This window comes from Ruegeria sp. CI1 (assembly GCF_056536925.1).
In genome coordinates this window covers 164,831-187,663 of record NZ_JBQFQP010000006.1, presented here as the reverse complement: position 1 = coordinate 187,663, position 22,833 = coordinate 164,831, and the positions used below count along the sequence as shown (strand labels likewise).

The 22,833-nt window shown below is 61.9% G+C and carries 22 protein-coding genes; 13 read left to right on the top strand and 9 right to left on the bottom strand.

Going from position 1 to position 22,833, the window contains the following annotated elements:
* The first annotated feature begins 160 nt into the window (after positions 1 to 160).
* Genes ACR0LZ_RS09210 through ACR0LZ_RS09195 form a run of 4 tightly spaced genes read left to right on the top strand, consistent with a single transcriptional unit; the run spans position 161 to position 2,800 of the window.
* The gene (locus ACR0LZ_RS09210; protein WP_480749501.1) at positions 161 to 661 is read left to right on the top strand and encodes a type III secretion system chaperone family protein; all 501 of its coding nucleotides are present in this window, start codon (positions 161 to 163) and stop codon (positions 659 to 661) included.
* A gap of 39 nt (positions 662 to 700) precedes the next feature.
* Positions 701 to 1,516 carry a pyrroline-5-carboxylate reductase gene (gene proC / locus ACR0LZ_RS09205; RefSeq protein ID WP_480749500.1) on the top strand — a complete coding sequence of 272 codons (816 nt, stop codon included), beginning with the start codon at positions 701 to 703 and terminating at the stop codon, positions 1,514 to 1,516.
* Positions 1,509 to 1,847, top strand: a complete 339-nt coding sequence (locus ACR0LZ_RS09200; protein WP_480749499.1) for a tRNA-binding protein — start codon at positions 1,509 to 1,511, stop codon at positions 1,845 to 1,847. Before proC ends, ACR0LZ_RS09200 begins: the two co-directional genes overlap by 8 nt.
* On the top strand, positions 1,847 to 2,800 hold the full coding sequence (locus ACR0LZ_RS09195) for a 2-hydroxyacid dehydrogenase (RefSeq protein ID WP_480749498.1): 954 nt from the start codon (positions 1,847 to 1,849) through the stop codon (positions 2,798 to 2,800). Before ACR0LZ_RS09200 ends, ACR0LZ_RS09195 begins: the two co-directional genes overlap by 1 nt.
* Before the next feature lie 98 nt (positions 2,801 to 2,898).
* Here the strand turns inward: ACR0LZ_RS09195 and ACR0LZ_RS09190 are convergent, their stop codons facing one another.
* A complete protein-coding gene (locus ACR0LZ_RS09190) occupies positions 2,899 to 3,489 on the bottom strand; it encodes a thymidine kinase (protein ID WP_480749497.1) in 591 nt (196 codons plus the stop codon).
* Between the two features lie 378 nt (positions 3,490 to 3,867).
* Here ACR0LZ_RS09190 and ACR0LZ_RS09185 point away from each other — a divergent pair, with 378 nt between their 5' ends.
* The 6 genes from ACR0LZ_RS09185 to ACR0LZ_RS09160 all read left to right on the top strand — a co-directional run bounded on the left by ACR0LZ_RS09185 (position 3,868) and on the right by ACR0LZ_RS09160 (position 8,980).
* The gene (locus ACR0LZ_RS09185; protein ID WP_480749496.1) at positions 3,868 to 4,326 is read left to right on the top strand and encodes a hypothetical protein; all 459 of its coding nucleotides are present in this window, start codon (positions 3,868 to 3,870) and stop codon (positions 4,324 to 4,326) included.
* 473 nt (positions 4,327 to 4,799) lie between these two features.
* Positions 4,800 to 6,281 carry a sensor histidine kinase gene (locus ACR0LZ_RS09180; protein ID WP_480749495.1) on the top strand — a complete coding sequence of 494 codons (1,482 nt, stop codon included), beginning with the start codon at positions 4,800 to 4,802 and terminating at the stop codon, positions 6,279 to 6,281.
* Positions 6,278 to 6,886 carry a response regulator transcription factor gene (locus ACR0LZ_RS09175; protein ID WP_480749494.1) on the top strand — a complete coding sequence of 203 codons (609 nt, stop codon included), beginning with the start codon at positions 6,278 to 6,280 and terminating at the stop codon, positions 6,884 to 6,886. Before ACR0LZ_RS09180 ends, ACR0LZ_RS09175 begins: the two co-directional genes overlap by 4 nt.
* A gap of 89 nt (positions 6,887 to 6,975) precedes the next feature.
* A complete protein-coding gene (locus ACR0LZ_RS09170; protein WP_480749493.1) occupies positions 6,976 to 7,458 on the top strand; it encodes a GlcG/HbpS family heme-binding protein in 483 nt (160 codons plus the stop codon).
* Between the two features lie 65 nt (positions 7,459 to 7,523).
* On the top strand, positions 7,524 to 8,198 hold the full coding sequence (locus ACR0LZ_RS09165) for an ankyrin repeat domain-containing protein (protein WP_480749492.1): 675 nt from the start codon (positions 7,524 to 7,526) through the stop codon (positions 8,196 to 8,198).
* Positions 8,199 to 8,491: 293 nt separating this feature from the next.
* Positions 8,492 to 8,980: a nucleoside deaminase gene (locus ACR0LZ_RS09160; RefSeq protein ID WP_480749491.1), complete on the top strand. Its 489-nt coding sequence runs from the start codon at positions 8,492 to 8,494 to the stop codon at positions 8,978 to 8,980.
* Positions 8,981 to 9,065: 85 nt separating this feature from the next.
* On the opposite strand, the gene ACR0LZ_RS09155 is transcribed toward ACR0LZ_RS09160, so the two are convergent.
* From ACR0LZ_RS09155 to ACR0LZ_RS09135, 5 genes are all read right to left on the bottom strand, one after another.
* Positions 9,066 to 10,040, bottom strand: coding sequence for a Bug family tripartite tricarboxylate transporter substrate binding protein (locus tag ACR0LZ_RS09155; RefSeq protein WP_480749490.1), 975 nt, complete (start codon positions 10,038 to 10,040; stop codon positions 9,066 to 9,068).
* A complete protein-coding gene (locus ACR0LZ_RS09150) occupies positions 10,037 to 11,566 on the bottom strand; it encodes a tripartite tricarboxylate transporter permease (RefSeq protein ID WP_480749489.1) in 1,530 nt (509 codons plus the stop codon). The genes ACR0LZ_RS09155 and ACR0LZ_RS09150 overlap by 4 nt, the downstream gene beginning before the upstream one ends.
* Before the next feature lie 2 nt (positions 11,567 to 11,568).
* Positions 11,569 to 12,066: a tripartite tricarboxylate transporter TctB family protein gene (locus ACR0LZ_RS09145; protein WP_480749488.1), complete on the bottom strand. Its 498-nt coding sequence runs from the start codon at positions 12,064 to 12,066 to the stop codon at positions 11,569 to 11,571.
* Positions 12,056 to 12,625, bottom strand: coding sequence for a 2-oxo-4-hydroxy-4-carboxy-5-ureidoimidazoline decarboxylase (uraD, locus tag ACR0LZ_RS09140; RefSeq protein WP_480749487.1), 570 nt, complete (start codon positions 12,623 to 12,625; stop codon positions 12,056 to 12,058). Before uraD ends, ACR0LZ_RS09145 begins: the two co-directional genes overlap by 11 nt.
* Positions 12,626 to 12,757: 132 nt before the next feature.
* A complete protein-coding gene (locus ACR0LZ_RS09135; protein ID WP_480749486.1) occupies positions 12,758 to 13,687 on the bottom strand; it encodes a LysR family transcriptional regulator in 930 nt (309 codons plus the stop codon).
* A gap of 200 nt (positions 13,688 to 13,887) precedes the next feature.
* Between ACR0LZ_RS09135 and ACR0LZ_RS09130 the strand changes: the two genes are divergently transcribed.
* A complete protein-coding gene (locus tag ACR0LZ_RS09130; protein WP_480749485.1) occupies positions 13,888 to 14,274 on the top strand; it encodes a hydroxyisourate hydrolase in 387 nt (128 codons plus the stop codon).
* Positions 14,275 to 14,759: 485 nt separating this feature from the next.
* On the opposite strand, the gene ACR0LZ_RS09125 is transcribed toward ACR0LZ_RS09130, so the two are convergent.
* Together ACR0LZ_RS09125 and carB are read right to left on the bottom strand one after the other, a co-directional pair.
* Positions 14,760 to 15,884, bottom strand: coding sequence for a beta-ketoacyl-ACP synthase III (locus ACR0LZ_RS09125; RefSeq protein ID WP_480749484.1), 1,125 nt, complete (start codon positions 15,882 to 15,884; stop codon positions 14,760 to 14,762).
* 492 nt (positions 15,885 to 16,376) lie between these two features.
* Complete coding sequence (carB, locus tag ACR0LZ_RS09120; protein ID WP_480749483.1) at positions 16,377 to 19,721, bottom strand: carbamoyl-phosphate synthase large subunit; 3,345 nt, start codon at positions 19,719 to 19,721, stop codon at positions 16,377 to 16,379.
* Between the two features lie 179 nt (positions 19,722 to 19,900).
* Between carB and ACR0LZ_RS09115 the strand changes: the two genes are divergently transcribed.
* Both ACR0LZ_RS09115 and ACR0LZ_RS09110 read left to right on the top strand, forming a co-directional pair.
* On the top strand, positions 19,901 to 21,028 hold the full coding sequence (locus tag ACR0LZ_RS09115) for an aminodeoxychorismate synthase component I (protein ID WP_480749482.1): 1,128 nt from the start codon (positions 19,901 to 19,903) through the stop codon (positions 21,026 to 21,028).
* Positions 20,983 to 21,630: an aminotransferase class IV family protein gene (locus tag ACR0LZ_RS09110; RefSeq protein ID WP_480749481.1), complete on the top strand. Its 648-nt coding sequence runs from the start codon at positions 20,983 to 20,985 to the stop codon at positions 21,628 to 21,630. Before ACR0LZ_RS09115 ends, ACR0LZ_RS09110 begins: the two co-directional genes overlap by 46 nt.
* Here the strand turns inward: ACR0LZ_RS09110 and ACR0LZ_RS09105 are convergent, their stop codons facing one another.
* Positions 21,631 to 22,833, bottom strand: coding sequence for a class I SAM-dependent methyltransferase (locus ACR0LZ_RS09105; protein ID WP_480749584.1), 1,203 nt, complete (start codon positions 22,831 to 22,833; stop codon positions 21,631 to 21,633). It abuts the gene before it with no gap.

The following is a 22,833-nucleotide window of genomic DNA, read 5'->3' as shown; positions in this document are numbered from 1 at the left end:
CAACTTATTGCTGTTATCCCCAAAAATGGGGGTTGTCAGGAAAGCAACCACATCGCACCATATCTGGTACAGACCCAAGGCTGACGCCCGGTTTGTAGAGCAGGCAACTAGCGCTGGGGCGCTGCCAGCCCCAAACCGCTAGAGATCAGTGAGGTGTAACATGGCCCTTTCCGAGCAGTATCTGGAAGAAGACATCCATCCGATCGACATCGTCGAACATCTGGCCGAACATCACGAATGGGATTTCGACCGCATCGGGGACGATCAGATCGCCATGGCGGTCGAAGGCCAGTGGCGCACTTATTCGATCACCCTGGCCTGGTCCGGTTTTGACGAGACGCTGCGCATGGTGTGCTCGTTCGAGATGGAGCCGCCGGAAGAGCGCATTCCACAGCTCTACGAATTGCTCAACGCAATGAACGATCAATGCTGGGCCGGCGCCTTTACCTATTGGGGCGGGCAAAGGCTGATGGTCTATCGCTATGGTCTGGTTCTTGCGGGCGGCCAGACGGCCAGCCCCGAACAGATCGACACCATGATCACCGCCGCCGTGCTGAGCGCCGAGCGCTATTACCCGGCGATCCAGCTGGTGACCTGGGGCAACCGCAGCTCTGCCGATGCGATGCAAGTCGCCATTGCAGAGGCCTACGGTCGCGCGTAAACCTGCGCCCCGAACCTTAACAAGGGGGAGGGGCTTTTCATGGACATGGAACGTGTTGCCGAACAGGGGCTGGTGCTTCTGGGATGCGGCAAGATGGGGTCGGCGATGCTGGCCGGGTGGCTGGAACACGGGCTTCCGGCCGCGTCGGTCTGGGTGATCGATCCGTATCCGTCCGACTGGCTCAAGGCGCAGGGCGTCAACATCAACGCCCCGTTGCCCGAAGCGCCCGCTGTGGTGCTGGTGGCGGTCAAGCCGCAGATGATGGGCGAAGCGCTGCCCGCGATCAAGGCGCTGGGCGGCGGGCGCACCCTGTTCGTCTCGGTCGCCGCCGGAACCTCCATCGCCACATTCGAAAAAGTTCTGGGCACGGCGACGCCCATCATCCGCGCCATGCCCAACACCCCGGCCGCCATCCGTCAGGGCATCACCGCGCTGATCGGCAATGCACACGCCTCCGAGGCCGATATGGACCAGGCCGAAAGCCTGCTGTCGGCGGTGGGTCAGACCGTTCGCCTTGACGACGAATCCCAGATGGATGCCGTCACCGGGGTCAGCGGGTCCGGCCCGGCCTATGTGTTTCACCTGATCGAAACGCTGGCCAAAGCGGGCGAGGCGCATGGCCTGCCGCACGAGCTTGCGATGAAACTGGCCAAATCCACCGTCGCCGGCGCCGGGGCGCTGGCCATGGCAGCCGACGAAGACCCCGCACAGCTGCGCATCAACGTGACCTCGCCCAACGGCACCACACAGGCCGCGCTCGAGGTGCTGATGCACCAGGAAACCGGGTTCCCCGACCTGCTGCACCGCGCGGTCAAGGCCGCAACCATCCGATCCAGGGAGCTCTCGCGTGAGTGAAATATCGTTTGACGACTTTCTGAAAGTGGATGTGCGCGTGGGCGAAATCATCCGTGCCGAACCCTTCCCCGAAGCTCGCAAACCTGCGATCAAGATGTGGATCGATTTCGGTGACGAGATCGGTGAACGCAAGACCTCGGCCCAGATCACCGCGCATTACGATCCGGCCACTCTGGTCGGCAAGCAGGTGATGGCGGTGGTCAACTTTCCCCCACGCCAGATCGGCAAGTTCATGTCCGAGGTTCTGGTGCTGGGCCTGCCGGACGAAAGCGGCGAAATCGTTCTGATCGGCCCCGACGGCAAGGTGCCGCTGGGCGGAAGGATGCACTGATGAAACTCTGGATCGCCCGCCCGATGACGCCAGCGGTCGAGGCGCGGGCGCGCGCCGAATTCGGTGCCGAGATTCGCGACGGCAATACGCCGCTCTCCGGTGACGAGATGCGCCGCGCCCTGACCGATTTCGACGTGGTGGTGCCCACGCTGGGCGATCTGTTCTCGGCCGGGGTCTTTGCCTCGGTGCCGCAACCCCGCTGCAGGCTGCTGGCCAATTTCGGCGTCGGCTACAACCACATCGACACGCAGGCGGCAAAGGCAGCGGGAATTGCCGTGACCAACACGCCGGGCGCCGTCACCGACGCCACCGCCGACATTGCCATGACGTTGCTGCTGTCCACCGCCCGCCGCGCGGGCGAGGGCGAGCGGCTGGTGCGCTCGGGTCAGTGGCAGGGCTGGCACCCGACCCAGATGCTGGGCCATCACGTCACCGGCAAGCGCGTCGGCATCGTCGGCATGGGCCGCATCGGACAGGCCATCGCCCGGCGCTGCCACTTCGGTTTCGGCATGCAGGTGGCCTATGTGGCCCGCAGCCCGAAACAGCTCGATTTCCCGGCTGATGCCGCCGCCGATCTGCCCACATTGGCGGCCTCGGTCGATTTTCTGATCGTCGCGGTCCCCGGCGGTGCCGAGACCCGGCACCTGATCGATGCCGCAATCCTCAAGGCGATGAATCCCACCGGCCTGCTCGTCAACATCGCCCGTGGCGAAGTGGTGGACGAGCCCGCCCTGATCGCGGCCCTGCAAACCGGCGAGATCGCTGGCGCCGGGCTGGATGTTTACGAGTTCGAACCAACGGTCCCCGAAGCACTGCGCGCGATGGACAACGTCACCCTGCTGCCGCATCTCGGCACCGCAACCGAAGAGGTGCGCAGCAACATGGGCCACATGGCGCTCGACAATGTCGCCGCCTTCGTCGCAGGCCACGATCTGCCCAACGCGGTGAACTGAACCACATGCGCTCCCGCCCGCCGCAGGCGCATCAGGGATGCGCCACCGCCGGTTGGGCCGGGCAGCCTGCCACGGGCAGGCTGCGGTCTGATACGTGATCAGGCCGAGGGCAGATCGCCGACCGCCTCGCGCCAGTGCCTGCGGCAGAGCGAGACATAGCTCTCGTTGCCGCCAATCTGCACCTGCGCGCCTTCGGTGATGGCGCGGCCATTTGCATCCTGCCGGATCACCATTGTCGCCTTGCGCCCGCATTTGCAGATCGTGCGCACCTCGCGCATTTCGTCGGCCAGCGCCAGCAGCGTCGCCGAGCCGGGAAACAGCCTGCCCTGGAAATCGACCCGCAGCCCGTAGGCCAGCACCGGCACATCCAGATCATCCACCGCGCGGGCCAGTTGCCAGACCTGATCCTCGGTCAGAAACTGCGCCTCGTCGACAAAAACACAGGCCACCTCGCCCTGTGCCAGCCGCGCCTCGATCATCGCAAACACATCGTCGCCCGGGCCAAAGGTGTCGGCCTCCTCGCAGATCCCGATTCGCGACGCGATTCGCCCGGCGCCCGCGCGCCCGTCGACCGCCGCCGTCATCAGATAGGTCTGCATGCCGCGCTCACGATAGTTGTGCGACGCCTGCAGCAGGACTGTCGACTTGCCGGCATTCATGGTCGAATAGTTGAAGTAGAGCTTGGCCATGCGCCGGGTCTAGACCGCCCGCGCAAAGGGGGCAAGGCGCTGTGGGCCAAAGAGTTATGCGATGATACAAGGTTACACGACGCCGCCGCCACGGCAACGGGGCCTGAGCCAACGCTCGTTCGGGGATGGTCAACCCATAACCGCAACGACGACGTCATTGGCCATCATCTGACCGGAAAGGAGCGGGGCGATCAATTTTGCCCCGCCAACACTCACTACCAGCAGGAACTGCCGCCACTCACTCACAAAATCCCTCGTTTGTCTGAGGGATAGCCAAGGTATGACATTTGAATTAATACTCTGAAATGGGAAATTTCCTGACCCTTTCCCCCGGAAACAAAAAAGGGTCGGCAGAGGCAGTTGTTCGATGAGGCGAAAATGGCAGATATCTGCGCCTATCTGAAGAAACACACCGAGGCGCTGGTCAAGGATGTCGGGATCGAGGCAGCCTGCGAGATCACCGGCAAATCCAAGGCGACGCTGGGCCGGTACTATTCCGACAATGCCGAACATTCCGACCGCTTCATGCCGGTGGATGCGGTCGCCAAGCTTGAGGCCAAATCCAGCTATCCGCACGTGACCTCGGCGCTGGCGGACCTCAAGAACATCACCCTGTCCTACAACGGCCGCAACTCGGACGAGCCCAGAACCGGCGGCGTGAATTCCGACGTGATCGCGCTCAGCCAGCGCTTTGCCATGCTGATGAGCGAATACCAGGAAGCGATGGAAGACGGCATCATCACCGTGAACGAGGCCAAACGCCTGCTGCGCGAAACCGTGCAACTGCAACAGGTGCTGATCGACATGAAACTGCACCTCGAAGAGGAAAGCACCTGATAGCGGGCCGGTTTGTCGCTTTTGCAGCCGACTGTCGGGGCCGCACCTGCCTCCATCGCGCCTGCCGATGGGTGACGGCTGTGCGGACGAAGCGGGCTTTCGATCTTTTCAACCCAAGGTCAGCTTTGTGTAGTTTCGCGACCGAAGTGAAAAGTAAGACGGGTGGGACACATTTGTTCGCTGTGTATGTGAACGACTGGGGCAAGCAGGATGCGAACATCAAATGTTCTCGATGTTCAAACCAACTCCCAAGTGACCGGTGCCCCACATTTAGTGGCAAGCGACGCACCAATGAAATGTCCCTCGCGCCTCTGTAGTTCTACGGATTTCAAAACGGGGCCAGGAGGATATGCTTGTCTCCACGTCACGATGCTTGAAGAGGCATCGCCCACACCGGAACCGGACACGTGTCAGAGAGAGCGCGACCAGCACGAGACATCCTGCGCCGACCCCTTGCCCGGGGGATCGCCTGGGTGGTTGTCTGCGTCCTGGCGCTTGGGCTTCTCGCCGGTTTCGAGCGCAGCGCGCGGCTGGCCGACCTGACGGCGGAGAGCGATCGCCTTCACGCGGTCGCCTCACAACGCGTCGATCAGCACGATGCGCATCTGACGGCCCTGTCTGCCATCGCGGTGGCCGGAGCGGAGCAGCGTCCGGACCTCGTTCGCGAGGTCGCGGGCGCGATCATGCGGTTCTACCCCCGGATCATCGGCATTTCCCTCGTGCCGCTGGACGGAGAAGACGGCGTGCTGGAAATCGGGGTCCGCGAGACTGATCTCCGGGAGCTCATCCGCGCAAACGCCGAACGCTCGACCGGCGCGCCGGTCCTGGTGCGGCATCCCTCTGACCGCCCGGCCTACCTGATCGTCAAACGAAGCCCCAACTCCGACGCGGCGCGCTATGGGCTCGCCCTTGTCATTGATGCCGCGGCCCTGCTGGATGGAGACTCCGCCTATTGGACGCGGGCCGAGGCGTCGCGCTGGCTGGCGCTGCCGGACGGCACTCCGCTGATTGGCGTCGTCGCAGACTCCCACGCGCCGCAGTTTACTCGCGCCCTGTCGAGTGGCACGCAGCCGCTTGAACTGCAGACGGCGATCCGCATGACAATATCGGACATTCTGCCGCTGGGCCGGGTGGTCCTCGTCCTGGCCGTGATCGCATTGTGTGCCCTAGCGCTGCGCGTGATCGGCCGACAACGCGCCAAGGTCCGCGCCGCGGAGGCGCGGGCTGAACTCAGCGGTCTCGAAACCCGTCTCAGCCATGCATCCCGGGTGAACGCGCTCGGCGAGATGGCAAGTGGCATGGCGCATGAACTGACCCAGCCCCTGACGGCGATCCTGGCGCAGGCGCAGGCGGCCCGACACCTTGCCGCACGCGGAGACACAGACCGCGTCGCGGAGATTCTCGAGGAGGTCGTTGGACAGACGCGGCGCGCCTCCGCTATTCTGGAGCGCCTGCGGACGTGGACGCGGCCGGGGGAGCGCCACGCGGAACCCATCGATCTCAGAGACTGCATCCGCGTGGCGGAAAGCCTGCTCGCGGGACAGGCACAAGAGCTTGGCGCCAGCCTCACCCTGACGCTGCCACCGACGCCTCTGACGGTGGAGGGCGATCGGGTGGAAATGGAGCAGGTCCTGTTCAACCTGATGCGGAACGCGCTCGACGCGGTCGCCGAGAGTACGGGGACGCGGGAGGTTGCCGTTGAGGCGTCGCTCGACGCCGAGATGGTGGTGATCGAGGTGAGCGACACCGGTCCCGGAATTCGTCCGGATGTGCGGGACCGGCTGTTCATCCCTTTTGTCACGACCCGGGAGAACGGAACAGGCCTCGGCCTTGCGCTTAGCCATCGCCTTGTCGAGCGAGCCGCCGGCGATCTGACATTGGTCGAGGCCCGCGAGGGTGCACGCTTCAGGATCAGCTTGCCTCTGGCCCGTGCCGCCCGGGAGGCGGCGGAATGACCGCGCCGGTCTATCTTGTCGACGACGATGCGGCGGTCCGGGACGCTCTCTCGCTGCTGCTCTCCACCGTGGGGATCGATGTCAGGACCTTCGCCGGTCCCGAAGACTTCCTGTCGGCTCTTCCGAAGCTGGGCCCGGGCTGCCTGATCCTCGATATCCGGATGCCGGCAATCTCGGGATTGAAGCTGCAGGAACGCCTGACCGCAAGCGGTGTGGAATGGCCGACGGTGGTGATTTCCGGGCATGGCGATATCGAAGCCTGCCGAAAGGCGTTCCGTAATGGCGCCATCGACTTCCTGTCGAAACCGGTGGACGAGCAGGACCTCATTGACGCCATACAGAAGGGGCAGGCAGCACTGAGCAGGACCGCCGAAGCAGACGCCGAGCGCCGGGAAACACTGGCGCTCCTGTCCGGGCTGACGCCGCGCGAGCGGGAAGTCCTGTCACTCGTGGCGCGGGGCTTCGCGACCCGCGACATCGCCGCAGCGCTTAAAGTCTCCCCCCGGACGGTGGAAAGCCATCGCGCGGCGATCGGGGCCAAGCTCGGCACCACCTCGCCGGCCGAGATGACGCGTCTCTGGATCGAGGCCGAGCCCACTCGGTAGTTCTACGGAGGTGTTGGGCTGGCCTACGAATGGGTTAGAATCCCGTGGTGGCTTAGGTGTCTCCCTATCACCAGCAAAGGAGAACCGACATGCTCAGAACAATCACCCTTCTCGCCGCTTTCGCCGCTCCCGTGGCAGCGCACGCGCAGGACCTGCCCACCAGCCCCTATCTGCCGCTTGCCATGGCGAGCGACGCCGCGAATGTGGCCCTTCAAGCCTGTGCCGCTGACGGCTACAACGTGAGCGTTGCCATCGTCACCCGCGATGGTGCCACCAAGGTGCACCTGAAGGCCGACAACTCGGGGCCCCATACCGTCGGCAGCGCTCAGGGCAAGGCCTTCACCTCGGCCTCTATGGGGCGCGACACGGCAGGGCTTGCCGAGTTCATCGGCGAAAACCCGCAGCACGACGGTCTGCGCTACATGGATGCGCGCATGGTTATCCAGGGCGGTGGTCTGCCCATCAGGATCGGAGGCGCGCTGGTGGGCGGTATCGGCGTCGGAGGTGCCCCCGGCGGACACCTGGACGAGGCCTGCGCCCGTGCCGGACTGGACGCAATCGGCGCCGAGTGAATCCATTGGGGTCCGCGCCTGATGCGCGGACCCGTCCTCACGAACACCCCAAGAAAGGTAGACCCATGCGCCGTCTTTCCCTGACTGCCCTTCTCATTGGCCTCGCCGGTCCGGTCGCTGCGCAAACCGCCCCCTCTGCCAGCGAGGTCGCTGCTTACGACGGCCTCTTCCAGGCCGCCCATGAGGGCGATGTCGCTGGGATCGAGCGTCTGATCCGTGAAGGCGCCGACGTCGATGCCCGAGACTCCAGAGGCCGGACGCCGATCCATGTGGCAGCCTTCGCGTCCGAGGACGAGGCATTGCGCGCTCTGGCGGAGGCCGGTGCCGACATGAATGCCCTCGAACACCGGGCCTATGACGTCGTGACGATCGCAGCCGTCGCGGATGATCTCGAGCTGATGTCGCTCGCCATCGAACTGGGCAACGATCCGGGCCTCGTGACGAGTCCCTATCTTGGCACCGCGCTGATCGCCGCGGCGCATCTCGGTCATGCCGAGGTGGTGCGGCGTCTGATCGACGCGGGCGCGCCGCTCGATCACATCAACAACCTGCACTGGACGGCGGTGATGGAAGCTGTGGTTCTGGGCGATGGTGGCGCGGATCACCAGGCCGTGCTCGACGCGCTCCTCTCCGCCGGGGCCGACCGGTCCCTGGCCGACCGCGATGGCGTCACACCGCTGCAGCACGCCGAAGCGCGTGGGTTCAAGGAGATGGCTGAACGGTTGAAAAGGCCGAACTGACGGCCAGTGCCGAGGCGCCTTATCGGGCGGCGCATCCGGCTCTTTGATATGCCCGTCTGATCTGGCTCACCGTTGTGCTTAAGAGATGCAGTACAGAGATCGGCAATCAAGCGTCACAGGCCCAATAAGATGGTTCAGACGTCGCGGAGCGCGTATCTGCTTGACGATCCTAGCCGGGATGATTCGAATACCACAGGCGACCAACTCGTCGATCTGTAAGGGTTTTGCTCTGAGACCTGACAGGCGGCGAAGGCAAGGGCAGTGAAACCGCTTCGGTAAAGGACACTTACATCATGTATGTCGAAGACTTCTTGCTCCGCGCTATCGAGCTCTCGGCAACTGCGCTTATGACGGAGGGAACCGAACCCTTCGGCGCGGTGATCGTGCGAAACGGTCGGATCGTGGGTGAGGGGATTAACCGATCCTTGCTCAATCACGATCCCACGTCACATGGTGAGATCGAGGCCATTCGCGACGCGGCCCGGAACCTCGGGACCGTCGATCTCAGCGGTTGCGAACTTTATACGAACTGCGAGCCATGTCCGCTTTGCGTGGCCGCCATGGAGATCGCACAGATATCGCGCTTGTATTATGCCGCAAGTCTCGCGCAGTCGGATTCTGCCATGAATGGGCTGTCTCCTGCTTCCAGATTTCCAATCGATTCTGAGAAGCTGCGGGAGGCATGCATCCAGCCAGTTGATGCCCGGGACATCCCGGCTGAGCAACATTTGTCCGAGGTGGCAGTCGAGGTAATCGCTGCTTGGGCCGAGACACGCAAATGACGCGTGACGTTTTGGCGGGCCTGCGTGGCAAGGGCCACCAAATGTAGGCCGCCGCGGCAGAGCGCAGCGGCCAAACCAGTCTGGCTTATTCCTTGATTCCGGCCGACTCGATGAGCGGCGCCCAGACCTCAATCGAATTTGCGACGAAGGCCGTGTAGTCGTCGGTGGACATCGCCGTATGGGTGATGCCGAGTTCCTTTAGCCTTTCCTGGACATCGGGATTGGCAAAGACGGCCAGGACGGTGTCGTGGATCGTCTCGACGGTTGCCGGGTCCATGCCCGCTGGTCCGGAAAGACCGACCCAGTTTTCGATCACAATGTCGTAGCCCTGTTCCTTGAAGGTCGGGACGTCAGGGATTTCCTTGTTGCGTTCAGGCGAGGCGATCGCGATCGCCACGGCCTCTTTGTCCTCAATCATCTCGCTGTTCTGAACGACCATGTCGTAGAAGCTGTCGAGCACACCGGCGCGAAAATCCTGGATGGCCGGAGAGCTGCCCTGGTAGGGTACGTGGATCGACTCCACTTCGAGCGCCTGATCGACCGCGACCCCGAGAATATGGGAAATCGAACCGACCCCGCTCGAGCCGAAAGTCATCGGGGTTTCCTTGACGAAGGCGATGTATTCGTCAAGCGACGTGATCCCGGAGGACGGCTGAACGAACAGGCCAGGCGCCGACGCGCCGATATAGGCGACATGCGTGAATCCATCGAGTGGTTCGTAGGGGATGGATTTGAACCGTGTCGGTGCAATCGTGAAGGGCGCGTTGTTTGACAGGATGAGCGTCGTGCCGTCAGCCGCCTGTTGCGCGACATAGTCAGCCGCAACCGTCCCGGCAGCGCCTGGACGGTTATCGACCACGGCCTTCTGACCGAAATCGGTGTCCAGGTGCTGCGCAAGCAGCCGAGCGACAAGGTCGCTCGTGCCGCCTGGAGGGAAGGTCACGACGATCCGGACAGGTTCATCGCTCCAGGCTCCGGGTTCTGCCAGCGCCGCCGGCGCCTGCAGGAGGAGGGCCGCTGCAGCGCCTGTGCTCATAAGTAGTCTACGGTCAATTTTCATGTTGGTGTTTCTCCCTGATTGGCTTTCATGGCCGCGCGCCGGCGGCGTCGGTTCTGCTCCGTCTTGAACAGAGCAAATGCGAGAATGGCGACGGTGATCGCGATCAGCGTTGCGCTGATGGGTCTCTGAAGAAACACCATCGGGTCACCGCGAGACAGGAGCATCGAGCGCCGGAGCTGTTCTTCCATGAGCGGGCCGAGAACGAACCCCAGCAGAAGGGGCGCCGGTTCGAAACGGAAGAGGCGCATGACGTAGCCGACGGCACCGATCACCAGCGTCAGCCAGACGTCGAACACGTTGTTGTTCAGACTGTAGACGCCCATGCAGATCAGAACGATGATTGTCGGGTACATGTACTTATAGGGTATTTTCAGCAGACGCACCCACATGCCGATCAGGGGCACGTTGAGGATCAACAGCATGATGTTGCCCACGAGGAAGCTCGCGACCAGACCCCAGAACATGTCGGGCTGTTCGGTGAGGAGACGGGGTCCGGGCGTGATCCCGTAGATCATCAGCGCCCCGATGACGATCGCCATTGGCGGGCTGCCGGGCACCCCCAACGTGAGGGTCGGGATGAAGGCTGTTTGGGTCGCCGAATTGTTCGCGGCTTCAGGAACCGCCACACCTGGAACCACCCCGGTGCCAAAATCCTTCCGCCGGCGGTTCACGCGTTTCTCGACCGCATAGGCAAGGGCCGCGGCAATGGTCTGGCCTGTGCCTGGCAGAGCACCGATGAAGGATCCGATCGCACCGCCACGCAGAATCGGTGCAGGCAGCGATTTCCATTCCTCCTTGGTGGGATAGAAATCGTCGTAATTCACCGTCTGGGCAGCCTTTCCGCTGGTCGCCGTACGGATCGACGCTATGACCTCGGTCACGCCGAAGAGACCCATCGCCACGATGACGATGTGCACGCCATCGCGCAGTTCGGGAATGCCCATCGTGAACCGGAGGTCCCCGGTGGTCAGGTCGATGCCGATTGTACCGAGCATCAGGCCGGTCACCACCATCGCGATTCCTTTCAGCGCACCGCCGTTGCTCACGGCCGAGGCTGCGATCAGGCCCAAAAGAAGGACAGAGAAGTAGTCCGGTGGTCCGAAACTGAGCGCAAGTTGCGCCAGGGACGGCGACAGGATGGCGATTACGATCATGCCGATGATCCCGCCTCCGAAGGAAGCTGTGGCCGTCGAGAAAAGGGCAACACCTGCCCGGCCCTTCTTGGCAAGGGCGTGTCCCTCGATTGCGGTGATCGAGGCCGCCGGTGTGCCCGGAACGTTCATCAGGATCGAAGCGGTCGATCCGCCGTATTCCGCACCGTAGAAAACGCCGGCGATCATCACCAGGGCGGGAGTTGGATCGAGATAGAAGGTGAGCGGGAGGATCATCGCGATCGCCGCCATCGACCCGATGCCTGGCAGAACGCCGATGAAGGTTCCGAGAAAGACCCCAATGAAGCAATACATCAAGTTCTGCGGCTCGAGGACCACCAACAGGCCTTGGTAGAAGAGCGTCAGGACATCCATGGTCAGCCTCCCGGAAACGGCCTGAGAGGCAGATTCAGCAGTTCGATGAAGACTGCCCAGCATCCAAGCGCCACGATCCCACCCAAGATGAGTTTTCCGATCCAGGGAAGCGTGTGGTCCGGCAGGCTGGCGACAATAACGGTCAGGAAGACTGCGGGAACTAGGCCGAGCCAGTCGGCCGTCGCCGCGAACACGGCGAGAGCCGCGCAGATCGCGAAAAGTTCAATCCAGTCCGGCGTCTCGGCGATGCCATCGCCGCGCCGCTCTTCCACGCAGATGACCAGAGCCAGAACAGCAAGAATGGCACCGGTGACGAACGGGAAGGCCCCGGTTCCAAGGCGGGTCGGGACCCCAAGGCCCAACTGCCAGCCACCGACCATGAAGATGATGCTCAGACCGAGGAGCACCAACCCGCCGATCTCGCCACCCCAGCCGAGCGCTCCATGGGATCCTTCCGGCACCCGGTCCTCGACGTCCATATGTTCGGGATCAACTGGCATGCCGGGTCCCTCTTGTCATGACGTGCCCTTTTTCTAACATGTCGGGTTTCGAGGCCTGTCCGAAGAGCGCCCGCACGCGGGCCGTGCTTACGGCAGAAATTTGCTCGATTGCTGCACGGATTTCAGAAGCGCGGTCGGCTTTTAGACGATCGCTGAACTCTGCCATGACGCTGTCCATATCGGCATGGCGTACGAGCGCGGTAATGAAAGGGAAGCCAAAGCGTTGCCGGTATTCGGCATTCATGGCTGCCAGACGGTCTCGATATTCGCTTTTGGGAGAGGTAAGATCGAGCCGCCCCTGCTCGATCTGGGATTCCGACGTCATTGTCAGGGGATTGTCCGGAGCAAGTTCGGGGTGCGCGCAAAACAGGGCAATGCTGTCCGTTTCGTTCAGCGCGACGAGTTCTCGGTGAATGGCCGCTGTCAGAGCATCCAAGTCCCGAAAGGGACGGTGCGACACCACCCGTTTCGCGACCTCGGGCGCTCTTTCGATCAGGGGAGCAATGTAACCGAGCGCCGTCCGATCATCCGCATGGTTCAAATCTTCCAATGATGTCATGTGACGTCCCCCTCACGTCCCAGCGTAGGCAGCGGCACCGTTGTCGTCTATAGAATAATAGTTTACATCGCATTCGCATTTTTAGAATTCCATACCACTCTTTCGGGAGGCTCGCTGAGACTTACAAGTATGTCAGATCGGATGACCCGACGTACCGGAAAGGTCATCGAGACACCGGACCGATAGATCGAGAATCTTCTGACGCATCGCGGAAGCCGGCATTTGTGCGTTGGATATCAGAGAGATGCTCTGACGGAACGCATCCTTGTCGCTGATCGGGATAAAGGCGAAACGCCCGTCCTTGATTTCGGGTCCGGCATCGATCTCCGAGGTGACCGCGACATACCTGCCTGTCGCGACAAGCAGCTTCATGAGCTGAATGGAGTTGACGACCACAGAAGTTCGGGCTTGCTCGAAGAGCCATCCGTGGCGAACCTCGAGCAGTCTCCGAATTGACAGGGCGGAACTCTGGAATACGACGGGATTCGCAATAAATTCTGAAAAACTAATCGACTCCTTGGTCGCCACTGGATGATCTCTGGTGGCGATGCACCCCAATGGAAACTCTCGCCGCCAGTGGAAGTCGAGAGTATCGACCGGCGGTGCATTTGCGACCGCGGCGAGGTCAAAGTCACCTTCGAGAACGCCTTTGACAGCGGCGTCCGGACTCTTGATTTCGACATCGACGGTAACCATCGGCAAATCCGAGGCGATGGCCCGCACCACATCGAGCACGAAGCCGTTGACCATGCTGTCCATTGCGGCGAGCCGGAAATGCCCCTGTTCGATGCCTCGATTTTCTTGGACAACGGACCACAGGCGCGCGTTGTCGAGACGCCAGCCGCGAGCAAGGTCCAGCACAAGCTTGCCGGTGGGCGTCAAGGTCAGGCCCTTGGGACCTCTGTCAAACAGAGCCTCTCCGAGGTCCTCCTCGATCGCCACAATCTGCCGATGGACGGCGGACGCTGAAATTCCAAGCTCCCGGGACGCTGCCTGGATCGATCCACTCTGCGCGACCTGCTCCAGATACTGAAGTGCGCGCGGAACAAGATGAAGTGCCATTTCCTGCAATCCCTTTCCAAGGCATGGGATATCGTGAGGTCGCTTCCGACCAGCCTGATCGGCCTGGTTTGAACTGGAATAACAGGGCATTCTGTATTTTGGAATGGCGATCTCGCCTCTGTGGCAGATAGTGAAATGGAAAGTCGTATCGAAGGGGCTCGCGATCTGCTTGGAGTTCCGCAAAGAAGGAGAAGAGTGTCGTGACGCATCAGTCCCATCCAACCGATCCGGTTGCCGGAGGAATATCAATTCATGCAGTGGATGTTGCGGATGGCATACCCGCTGCCGGACTGGCGGTTCGGCTATGGCACCTACGACCTGCGAGAACGGAAATCGCGTCAGGTGTGTGTGGCCCTGACGGGTTGCTGCATCATCCGGTCGGCGAGGGCCAAGGCGTACAGCCAGGGCTCTACGAGGTCGAATTCGAGGTCGGAGATTTTTACCGGCAAGCTGGTCGCACCTTACCAGAACCGTCGTTTCTTGAAACTGCGGTCTTTCGATTTGGCATCGAACGCATCGAAGAACATTTTCACCTGCCGTTCAAGTTCACACCGTGGGGGTTTTCTCTTTTCCGGGGCGGCGCCTAGCACCACCCTCTCGTCTTTCCACCTACGGCGCAAATCCAATGACCGTCCCACACGAAACACATCTCGCACTCTTCATCCGTAGGTCGAGGTGTCGGCACCGGCCCGGGCGGCGATGTTAATAAGTTCATGCGGCGTGATGCCGGAGGTCACGATAAGTGCACGGCTGCCCATGGGCCGTAAGCCGGAAGGTTGCGGCTAGACCTCGAAGTCCGTTAAGACGGTCGGTTTTTTGCGCAAACGTTATTGCCTTCTTCGTCCTGTTTTGGGTGAATTTGGCAATAATTTGACTTCGCACGTGCAGCTGATGCCAGAACTCGTGGGCCGCACCGCGGTATCAAGAGGCCTGAGCCATTGCCCGATTTGGTTCGACCTATCGGGGAACAATGTCGTCCTTGAGCGCTTCGCAGCCATTCCCGCAGAGTGCAGCATCTGCGAGGTATGGGCTCAAAGCCGACACCCCCAGACCGGCTCCAACACCCAACCCGTCACCCGTGCCGTCTGACGATCACCGATCCCACCGAATACCCTGCACCGAACGAACAGATCAGGCCGATATCGCCTTCCTGCAAGTCGTCCGAATACTTGGAAAAGGCGATGATCGACCCGGCGGACGAAGTGTTGGCATAGTCCTGCAGGATATTGGGCTGTTCGCCCGGTTCCGGTTCGCGCCCCAGCACTTTCTTGCCGATGAAATCGTTCATCGTCTTGTTGGCCTGATGCAGCCACAGCCGTTTCAGGTCGGTGTTTGCGATCCCCTCGGCGGCCATGTGATCGGCGATATGCTGGCTGACCAGCGGCAGCACTTCCTTGAACACCTTGCGCCCGTTCTGCATGAACTGCATGTCGCGCCGGTCCGCGACGCCGTCGGGGCGCGAGCGGCGCAGAAAGCCGTTGTTGTTTCGGATGTTGTTGGAAAACTCGGTGGCGCAGCGGGTGGACAGGATCTCGAAATGCGGCCCGCTGGCCTCGTTCTCGCGTTCGATCAGGGTCGCGGTGGCCACATCGCCAAAGATGAAATGACAATCCCGGTCGCGCCATTCCAGGTGGCCCGAGCAAATCTCGGGGTTGACCACCAGCGCCGCCCGCACCGAGCCCGAGCGCACCATGTCCGCCGCCGCCTGAATGCCAAAGGTCGCCGACGAGCAGGCCACGTTCATGTCGAACCCGAACCCTTTGATCCCCAGCGCGTTCTGTATCTCGATCGCAATCGCCGGATAGGCGCGTTCGTGGTTCGACGCCGCACAGATCACCAGATCCACATCCTCGGCGCTGCGCCCCGCTTGCGCCAGCGCCTTGCGGCAGGCATCCACCGCCATCTCGGTCATGATCCCCGGTTCGTCATCGCTGCGCTGTCGCAGGGTGGGGTGCATGATTTCGGGGTTCAGAACGCCGGCCTTGTCCATCACGTACCGGTTCTCGATTCCCGACGCCTTGACGATGAACTCCTCCGACGAATGCTGCATTGGCTCCACCCGCCCGGCAGCGATGGCCGCGGCATTCCCGGCGTTCTGCCGATCGGCATAGGCGTTGAAGGCTTCGACAAGCTCGGCGTTGGTGATCACGTTCTCGGGCGTATAGACACCGGTTCCGGTAATGGCGGGCGTGTACATGGCGGATCCTGAATGTTTCGGATTGGCTCAAAATGAAGCCGCCTCACGCGCTGATCAAGGGGAAGTGACCCAAGGGAATCCCCCCGGATCAGTGAAAAATTGCTTCATCTCTGAAATGTTTCGGTAACGGCAGGCGCCAGCCCGCCACCCGGCAGTTTTCGATGGCGGCGGCAGCTCCGCCGCCAATCCGGATCGGTGTCGCGGAATGGTACAATTCGGACAAGTGGGGGATGAAATCGCGTACAAATCGCGCACTTCATCTGTACATCGCTGAAGCCCGGGCGCCTTGACCGCGGCCCGACACAAGTTTCCCCCTCCCGGTTTACGCGGCTCAGATCAGGGGAACAAACGGCACGTCACAGGCCGCAAGCGCCAGAAGGGAGGCGAAGACCACAATGGTACGCATGGCTGATTTTCCTTGTACTGCTCGTTGAAAACAGCATTGTCCCCCGCCAGCCAAAGGTCAACGGGAGAGACAGGAGCCGGCAAGTATCAGCCTTGCAGGCTGCGCACCTCGACATCCCCCTCGGCCTGCGCCTTGATCGCCAGCGCCGCGGCATTGCTGGCGGCGGCGGTGGTGAAATAGGGGATCTTGTCATACAGCGCGATCGAGCGGATGGACTTGCTGTCCTCGACCGCCTGCGCGCCCTCGGTGGTGTTCATCAACAGCTGAACCTGCCCGTCCTTGAGCATGTCGACCACGTCGGGGCGGCCCTCATAGACCTTGTTGACAACGTCGCAAGGTACCCCGTGGCCGTCCAGCCAGCTTTGCGTTCCGCGCGTGGCGACCAGTGTAAAGCCTTGTTCTACCAACACTTTCGCCGCTTCCAGCATCGCCGCTCCCTTGTCGGCATCCTTGATCGAGATAAACGCACGACCCGAGGACGGCAGCACCATGCCCGCCCCCATCTGCGCCTTGAGGAAGGCGCGCGGGAATGAGCGATCCCAGCCCATCACCTCTCCGGTCGAGCGCATTTCCGGACCCAGAATGGTATCGACACCGGGGAATCGGGCAAAGGGCAGCACGGCCTCTTTCACCGAGAACCAGGGCATGTTCGGGTCGGCCAGAGTCATCTGATCGGCGATCTTGGTGTCCTGCCCCTCCTTGTAGGGCGGGCGCATCGGGAAGTTCGACAGCGGCTCTCCCGCCATCACCCGCGCGGCGATCGAGGCGATGGCGCTGTCGGTGGCCTTGGCGACGAAGGGCACGGTGCGCGAGGCGCGGGGGTTCACCTCGATCAGATAGATTTCATCATCCTTGATTGCGAACTGTACGTTCATCAGGCCGACGACATTCAGCGCACGCGCCAGCTTGTTGGTCTGCTCCTTGATCTGCTCGATGATCTCGGGCGAGAGCGAATAGGGGGGCAGCGAACAGGCGCTGTCGCCCGAATGAACGCCCGCCTCTTCGATATGCTGCATGATGCCGGCCACATGCACCGCCTCGCCATCGCAGAGCGCATCCACATCCAGTTCGACGGCGCCGCTGAGATAGCTGTCGAGCAGCACCGGGCTGTCGCCCGAGACCACCACCGCCTCGGCGATGTAGCGTTTCAGGTGGTCCATGTCGCGAACGATCTCCATCGCGCGACCGCCCAGTACATAGGAGGGGCGAATTACCAGCGGAAAGCCGATTTCATCTGCAATTTCAATAGCCCGCTCGTCGGTTGAGGCAATGCCGTTCTTGGGCTGTTTCAGGCTCAGCTTGTTAACCAGGTCCTGAAACCGCTCGCGGTCTTCGGCCAGGTCGATGGCGTCCGGGGTGGTGCCCAGGATCGGAATGCCCTCGGCCTCCAGCGCGTTGGCCAGTTTCAACGGGGTCTGGCCACCGAACTGGACGATGACACCGTGCAGCGTGCCGTTTTCCTGTTCCTTCGTCAGGATTTCCATCACGTGTTCAAATGTCAGCGGCTCGAAATACAGACGGTCCGAGGTATCATAGTCGGTGGACACCGTCTCGGGGTTGCAGTTGACCATGATGGTTTCATAGCCCGCATCGGTCAGCGCATAGCAGGCGTGACAGCAGCAATAGTCGAACTCGATCCCCTGACCGATCCGGTTCGGGCCGCCACCCAGAATGACCACCTTCTTGCGGTCCGACGGGCGTGCCTCGCATTCGACCTCGCCCATCATCGGGGCCTCGTAGGTCGAATACATATAGGGCGTCTGCGCTTCGAACTCGGCGGCGCAGGTGTCGATGCGCTTGAACACAGCGGTGACCCCGACCTCCTTGCGGGCCTTGCGGACTTCGGCTTCTTTCTTGCCGGTCAGCTTGCCGAGGCGGGCATCGGTGAAGCCCAGCATCTTGAGCGCGCGCAACCCGGCCTCGTCGGCGGGCAGTCCTGCCTCGCGCACCTCGCGTTCGGCGTCCACGATCTCGCGAATGCGGGCCAGGAACCAGGGATCGAACTTGGTCACCGCCTGAATCTCGTCATCCGAAAGCCCGTGCCGCATCGCCTGCGCAATGGTGCGCATCCGGTCGGGGGTCTGTTGGCTGATGGCCTTGATAACGGCGGCCTTGTCGGTCACTTCCTCCCAAGGGCCCACACTCAGACCGGGAATGGAAACTTCGTCGAACCCGGTCAGGCCCGATTCCATCGAGGCCAGCGCCTTTTGCAGCGATTCGTGGATCGTCCGTCCAATGGACATCGCTTCGCCCACCGACTTCATGGCCGTGGTCAGGAACGGTTCCGCACCGGGGAATTTCTCGAAGGCGAATTTCGGAATTTTGGTGACGACATAATCGATGGTCGGCTCGAAGCTGGCGGGCGTGACCTTGGTGATGTCGTTGTCCAACTCATCGAGCGTGTATCCGACGGCCAGCTTGGCGGCGATCTTGGCAATCGGGAAACCCGTGGCCTTGGACGCCAATGCCGAAGAGCGAGACACGCGCGGGTTCATCTCGATCACGACCATCCGGCCGTCTTCGGGGTTGATCGCCCATTGTACGTTCGATCCGCCGGTTTCCACACCGATCTCGCGCAGCACGGCGATCGAGCCGTTGCGCATGATCTGATATTCCTTATCGGTCAGCGTCAGGGCAGGGGCCACGGTGATCGAGTCACCCGTGTGCACGCCCATCGGGTCGACGTTTTCGATGGAACAGACGATGATGGCGTTGTCGGCAGTGTCGCGCACCACTTCCATCTCGTATTCCTTCCAGCCCAGCAGGCTTTCGTCGACGAGGATCTGGTTGACCGGCGAGGCATCCATGCCCGAGCGGCAATAATGTATGTAATCCTCACGGTTATAGGCGACGCCGCCGCCGGTTCCGCCCAGGGTAAAGGCCGGGCGGATGATGGCGGGAAGGCCGATGTCTTCCAACTCGTCCAGTGCCATCTGAACGCCAGCATCCAGGTCGGCTGTGCCGTTGGGTTTCTTCGGCGCGGTGACGATGGTGGCGCGGGGATTTTCCAGCCCCAGCCGGTCCATCGCCTCGCGGAACAGCTTGCGGTCTTCGGCCATCTCGATGGCCTCTCGCTTGGCGCCAATCATCTCGACGCCGAACTTTTTCAGCACGCCCATCTCTTCCAGCGCCAGTGAGGTGTTGAGACCCGTCTGCCCGCCCATCGTGGGCAACAGCGCGTCGGGGCGTTCCTTTTCGATTATCTTGGCGACGACTTCGGGCGTGATCGGTTCGATATAGGTGGCGTCGGCCAGTTCCGGATCGGTCATGATCGTGGCCGGGTTCGAGTTCACCAGGATGACCCGGTACCCTTCCTCGCGCAGCGCCTTGCAGGCCTGTGCCCCGGAGTAGTCGAACTCGCAGGCTTGCCCAATGACGATGGGGCCCGCCCCGATGATCATGATCGACTGGATGTCGGTTCTCTTCGGCATGGCCAGGTTCCTTCGGTTTTTCGCGAGTCGGCAGGCGCCCACCAAGCGCCCAAATTGTCGTGGGTTATAGGGACCGCGCGAAAAGGTGCAAGGGGGATCGGAATCTGATGCGCATTTGCCGCTTTCCCCCCTTTCGCCTGTCCCCGAAACCTCTATATCGCAGCCCACGGCAAATGGGGATGCACTTGCATATTCGTTTCGATCAGGGTCCGGCCGGTCCGGGAACGTGTTTCGACCGCCCGTCGCGCGTGATCCGCGCCGACGAACCCGCCGATGTGCCTGCAGCCCTAGCCGCTATTGATGCCGCCCGGGCGCAGGGGGCGTGGCTGGCGGGATATGCCAGTTATGAGCTGGGCTACACACTGGAGCCGCGGCTCGCCGCGCGCATGCCGGTTGGCCGGCGGCTGCCGCTGATCTGCTTTGGTGTCTATGGTGCGCCCGGCCAATGCTCTGTAACCACAGGGGCAGGGGGGATCACCCGGTTTGCGCCGCGCTGGAACGAAGATCGGTACGGGGATGCGTTCCGCGCGGTTCACGACGCCATCGGCGCAGGTGACATCTATCAGGCGAACCTGACTTTTCCGGTCGATCTTGACCTCGAAGGGCCTGCTGTCGCGCTATATGCGGCATTGGCGCATCTCCAGCCCGTGGGACATGGCACGTTTGTCCGGCAGGAGGGATTGCCCGACCTGCTGTCGCGTTCGCCCGAGCTGTTCTTTCGCACTGATGCTCGCGGAATGATTGAAACCCGCCCCATGAAAGGCACCCAGCCGCGCAGCGCCGATCCGGCCGAGGACGCCCGCCGCCGCAACTTTTTGATCAGCGACGAAAAGAACCGGGCCGAGAATCTGATGATCGTGGACCTCTTGCGCAACGATATCAGCCGGGTGGCGGTGCCGGGGACAGTCAAGGTGCCCGAACTGTTCAGGGTCGAAACCTATGCCACCGTGCATCAGATGGTATCGCTTGTGCGGGCGCAGTTGCGCGCCGATGCCCGTTTGTCTGACATACTGAAGGCTCTCTTCCCCTGCGGCTCGATCACCGGCGCGCCAAAGATCCGCGCGATGGAAATTCTGAGCGATCTGGAACCCTGGCCGCGCGACATCTATTGCGGCACCATCGGCTGGGCCGCACCTGACGGCCGGTCCGAATTCAACGTGGCGATCCGCACGCTGATGGCCGAGGGGAACCGGGCCACGCTGAACGTTGGTGGCGGCGTCGTCTGGGACAGTACCGCAGCATCGGAATACGAGGAGGCGTTATGGAAAGCGCGCTTTGCCCGCCAACTGAGCCTGATTTCCGCCTGATCGAAACATTGGGTTATCGCTCCGGTGAAGGGTTCGCACGCCTTGATCGTCACCTTGCGCGAATGGCGCGGTCGGCGCAGGCCTTGAACATTCCATTTGACCGCTCGGCAGCAGAACTGCGGTTGCAGGCGGTGGCGGGCGACGATCCGCTGCGCTGCCGTCTGACTTTGGAGGCAGACGGTCAGTTTGGCCTGACCACCGGTGCCCTGACCGAAACCCCATCTGTCTGGCGCGTGGCGGTCGCCCCAGAGCGGCTGGACTCCGGGAATTTTTGGCTGCGGCACAAGACCACCCGGCGCGCGCTTTACGATGAGGTTCGCGCAAATCTGCGCGACGGGATCGATGAGATGATCTTTCTCAACGAACGTGGGGAAGTCTGCGAAGGTACCATCACCAATATCTTCGCGGTCATGGCTGATGGCAAAATGCTGACTCCGGCGCTTTCCGCTGGTCTTTTGCCGGGAATTCTGCGTGAAGAACTGCTTGTAAAACGAGAGGTGTCCGAAGCTATACTAACTTTGAACGACTTAAGAGAAGCTCAGAGTATTCTTGCTGGCAATTCCCTGCGAGGGTTGATCAGGGTGGAAATGGCAACCTCCTGATCACTCGGCGGCGTCCCGCAGCCGATCGCGGCCAGGGTAGAGGTAGTCACGGGTGAGAGGCACCGCATCGCGCCGATGGCCAAGCTGGAACTGGAACACGGTCTGGTCCCGCTCTTCGAAAACCAGGATACAGATGGTCAGGTAAAAGCGCCACATGCGGACGAACTGCTCGTCATACATCGCGCGGACCTGATCGATATTGGCTTCGAACCGGTCCCTCCAGCAGCGCAGCGTTTTGGCGTAGTGCAGGCGCAGGCTTTCGATATCCAGGTTCCACAGGCCTGCCCGACCAATCGGCACCACCAGTTCCGACAGGGACGGTACATAGCCGCCGGGGAAGATGTACTTGTTCAGCCACGGCGACTGGTTGGTCGGCGGTCCATTGCGCCCGATGGTATGGATCAACGCCACGCCGTCGGGTTTCAACAAATCGGCGACCTTGCCGAAATAGGTGTCATAGTGGGGCACGCCCACATGCTCCAGCATGCCGACCGAAACGATCCGGTCGAACTGTCCGGTGAACTCGCGATAGTCCATCAGGCGGATATCGATATGGTCCCGCATCCCGGCCTCGACCGCGCGCGCCTTGGCAGCGTCATGCTGGTTCTGCGACAGGGTCAGGCCGGTGACATGGGCGCCATGTTCCCGGGCCAAGGTCAATGCCAGCCCGCCCCAGCCGCACCCGATGTCAAGAACCCGGTGACCGGGTTCAAGGCACAGCTTGCGCGCGATATGCGCCTTTTTCGCGGCCTGAGCCTGATCCAGCGTCAGGTCCGGCGTGTCGAAATAGGCGCAGCTGTACTGCATGTCCGGGTCCAGCATCAGCCGGTAGAAATCGTCGGACAGGTCGTAGTGATGCGCCACGTTGCGCCGCGCCAAACGCAGCGTATTGCGTTGCAGGATCGGTCGCAGGAAGAACTTTGCCCGTTCGAGCCAATGATAGAATCTCGGAAGATTTCCCGCCGACAAATTGCGAATCGCAACCCTCAATACATCGTCCAGACTGCTGTCTTCGGTGGTCAGCGTGCCCTCCATCACCCCTTCGCCAAAGCCAAGCTCGGGGTTCTGGCACAATCGCCGCATCAGGTCGGGGGCATGGATCCGGAAATGGGGGCACGGGTGCGTTCCGTCACCATAGACCTCGCTGGACCCGTCTGGAAACGTCACCCGCAATGCGCCCTGAGTGACGAACCTGTTCAACAC

Excerpts from the sequence above, each read along its gene's own strand:
- ACR0LZ_RS09210 (WP_480749501.1), top strand. The coding sequence starts at position 161 with ATGGCCCTTTCCGAGCAGTATCTGGAAGAAGACATCCATCCGATCGAC.
- proC (WP_480749500.1), top strand. The coding sequence starts at position 701 with ATGGACATGGAACGTGTTGCCGAACAGGGGCTGGTGCTTCTGGGATGC.
- ACR0LZ_RS09195 (WP_480749498.1), top strand. The coding sequence starts at position 1,847 with ATGAAACTCTGGATCGCCCGCCCGATGACGCCAGCGGTCGAGGCGCGG.
- ACR0LZ_RS09190 (WP_480749497.1), bottom strand. The coding sequence starts at position 3,489 with ATGGCCAAGCTCTACTTCAACTATTCGACCATGAATGCCGGCAAGTCG.
- ACR0LZ_RS09185 (WP_480749496.1), top strand. The coding sequence starts at position 3,868 with ATGGCAGATATCTGCGCCTATCTGAAGAAACACACCGAGGCGCTGGTC.
- ACR0LZ_RS09175 (WP_480749494.1), top strand. The coding sequence starts at position 6,278 with ATGACCGCGCCGGTCTATCTTGTCGACGACGATGCGGCGGTCCGGGAC.
- ACR0LZ_RS09170 (WP_480749493.1), top strand. The coding sequence starts at position 6,976 with ATGCTCAGAACAATCACCCTTCTCGCCGCTTTCGCCGCTCCCGTGGCA.
- ACR0LZ_RS09165 (WP_480749492.1), top strand. The coding sequence starts at position 7,524 with ATGCGCCGTCTTTCCCTGACTGCCCTTCTCATTGGCCTCGCCGGTCCG.
- ACR0LZ_RS09160 (WP_480749491.1), top strand. The coding sequence starts at position 8,492 with ATGTATGTCGAAGACTTCTTGCTCCGCGCTATCGAGCTCTCGGCAACT.
- ACR0LZ_RS09155 (WP_480749490.1), bottom strand. The coding sequence starts at position 10,040 with ATGAAAATTGACCGTAGACTACTTATGAGCACAGGCGCTGCAGCGGCC.
- ACR0LZ_RS09150 (WP_480749489.1), bottom strand. The coding sequence starts at position 11,566 with ATGGATGTCCTGACGCTCTTCTACCAAGGCCTGTTGGTGGTCCTCGAG.
- ACR0LZ_RS09145 (WP_480749488.1), bottom strand. The coding sequence starts at position 12,066 with ATGCCAGTTGATCCCGAACATATGGACGTCGAGGACCGGGTGCCGGAA.
- uraD (WP_480749487.1), bottom strand. The coding sequence starts at position 12,625 with ATGACATCATTGGAAGATTTGAACCATGCGGATGATCGGACGGCGCTC.
- ACR0LZ_RS09135 (WP_480749486.1), bottom strand. The coding sequence starts at position 13,687 with ATGGCACTTCATCTTGTTCCGCGCGCACTTCAGTATCTGGAGCAGGTC.
- ACR0LZ_RS09125 (WP_480749484.1), bottom strand. The coding sequence starts at position 15,884 with ATGTACACGCCCGCCATTACCGGAACCGGTGTCTATACGCCCGAGAAC.
- carB (WP_480749483.1), bottom strand. The coding sequence starts at position 19,721 with ATGCCGAAGAGAACCGACATCCAGTCGATCATGATCATCGGGGCGGGC.
- ACR0LZ_RS09115 (WP_480749482.1), top strand. The coding sequence starts at position 19,901 with ATGCACTTGCATATTCGTTTCGATCAGGGTCCGGCCGGTCCGGGAACG.
- ACR0LZ_RS09110 (WP_480749481.1), top strand. The coding sequence starts at position 20,983 with ATGGAAAGCGCGCTTTGCCCGCCAACTGAGCCTGATTTCCGCCTGATC.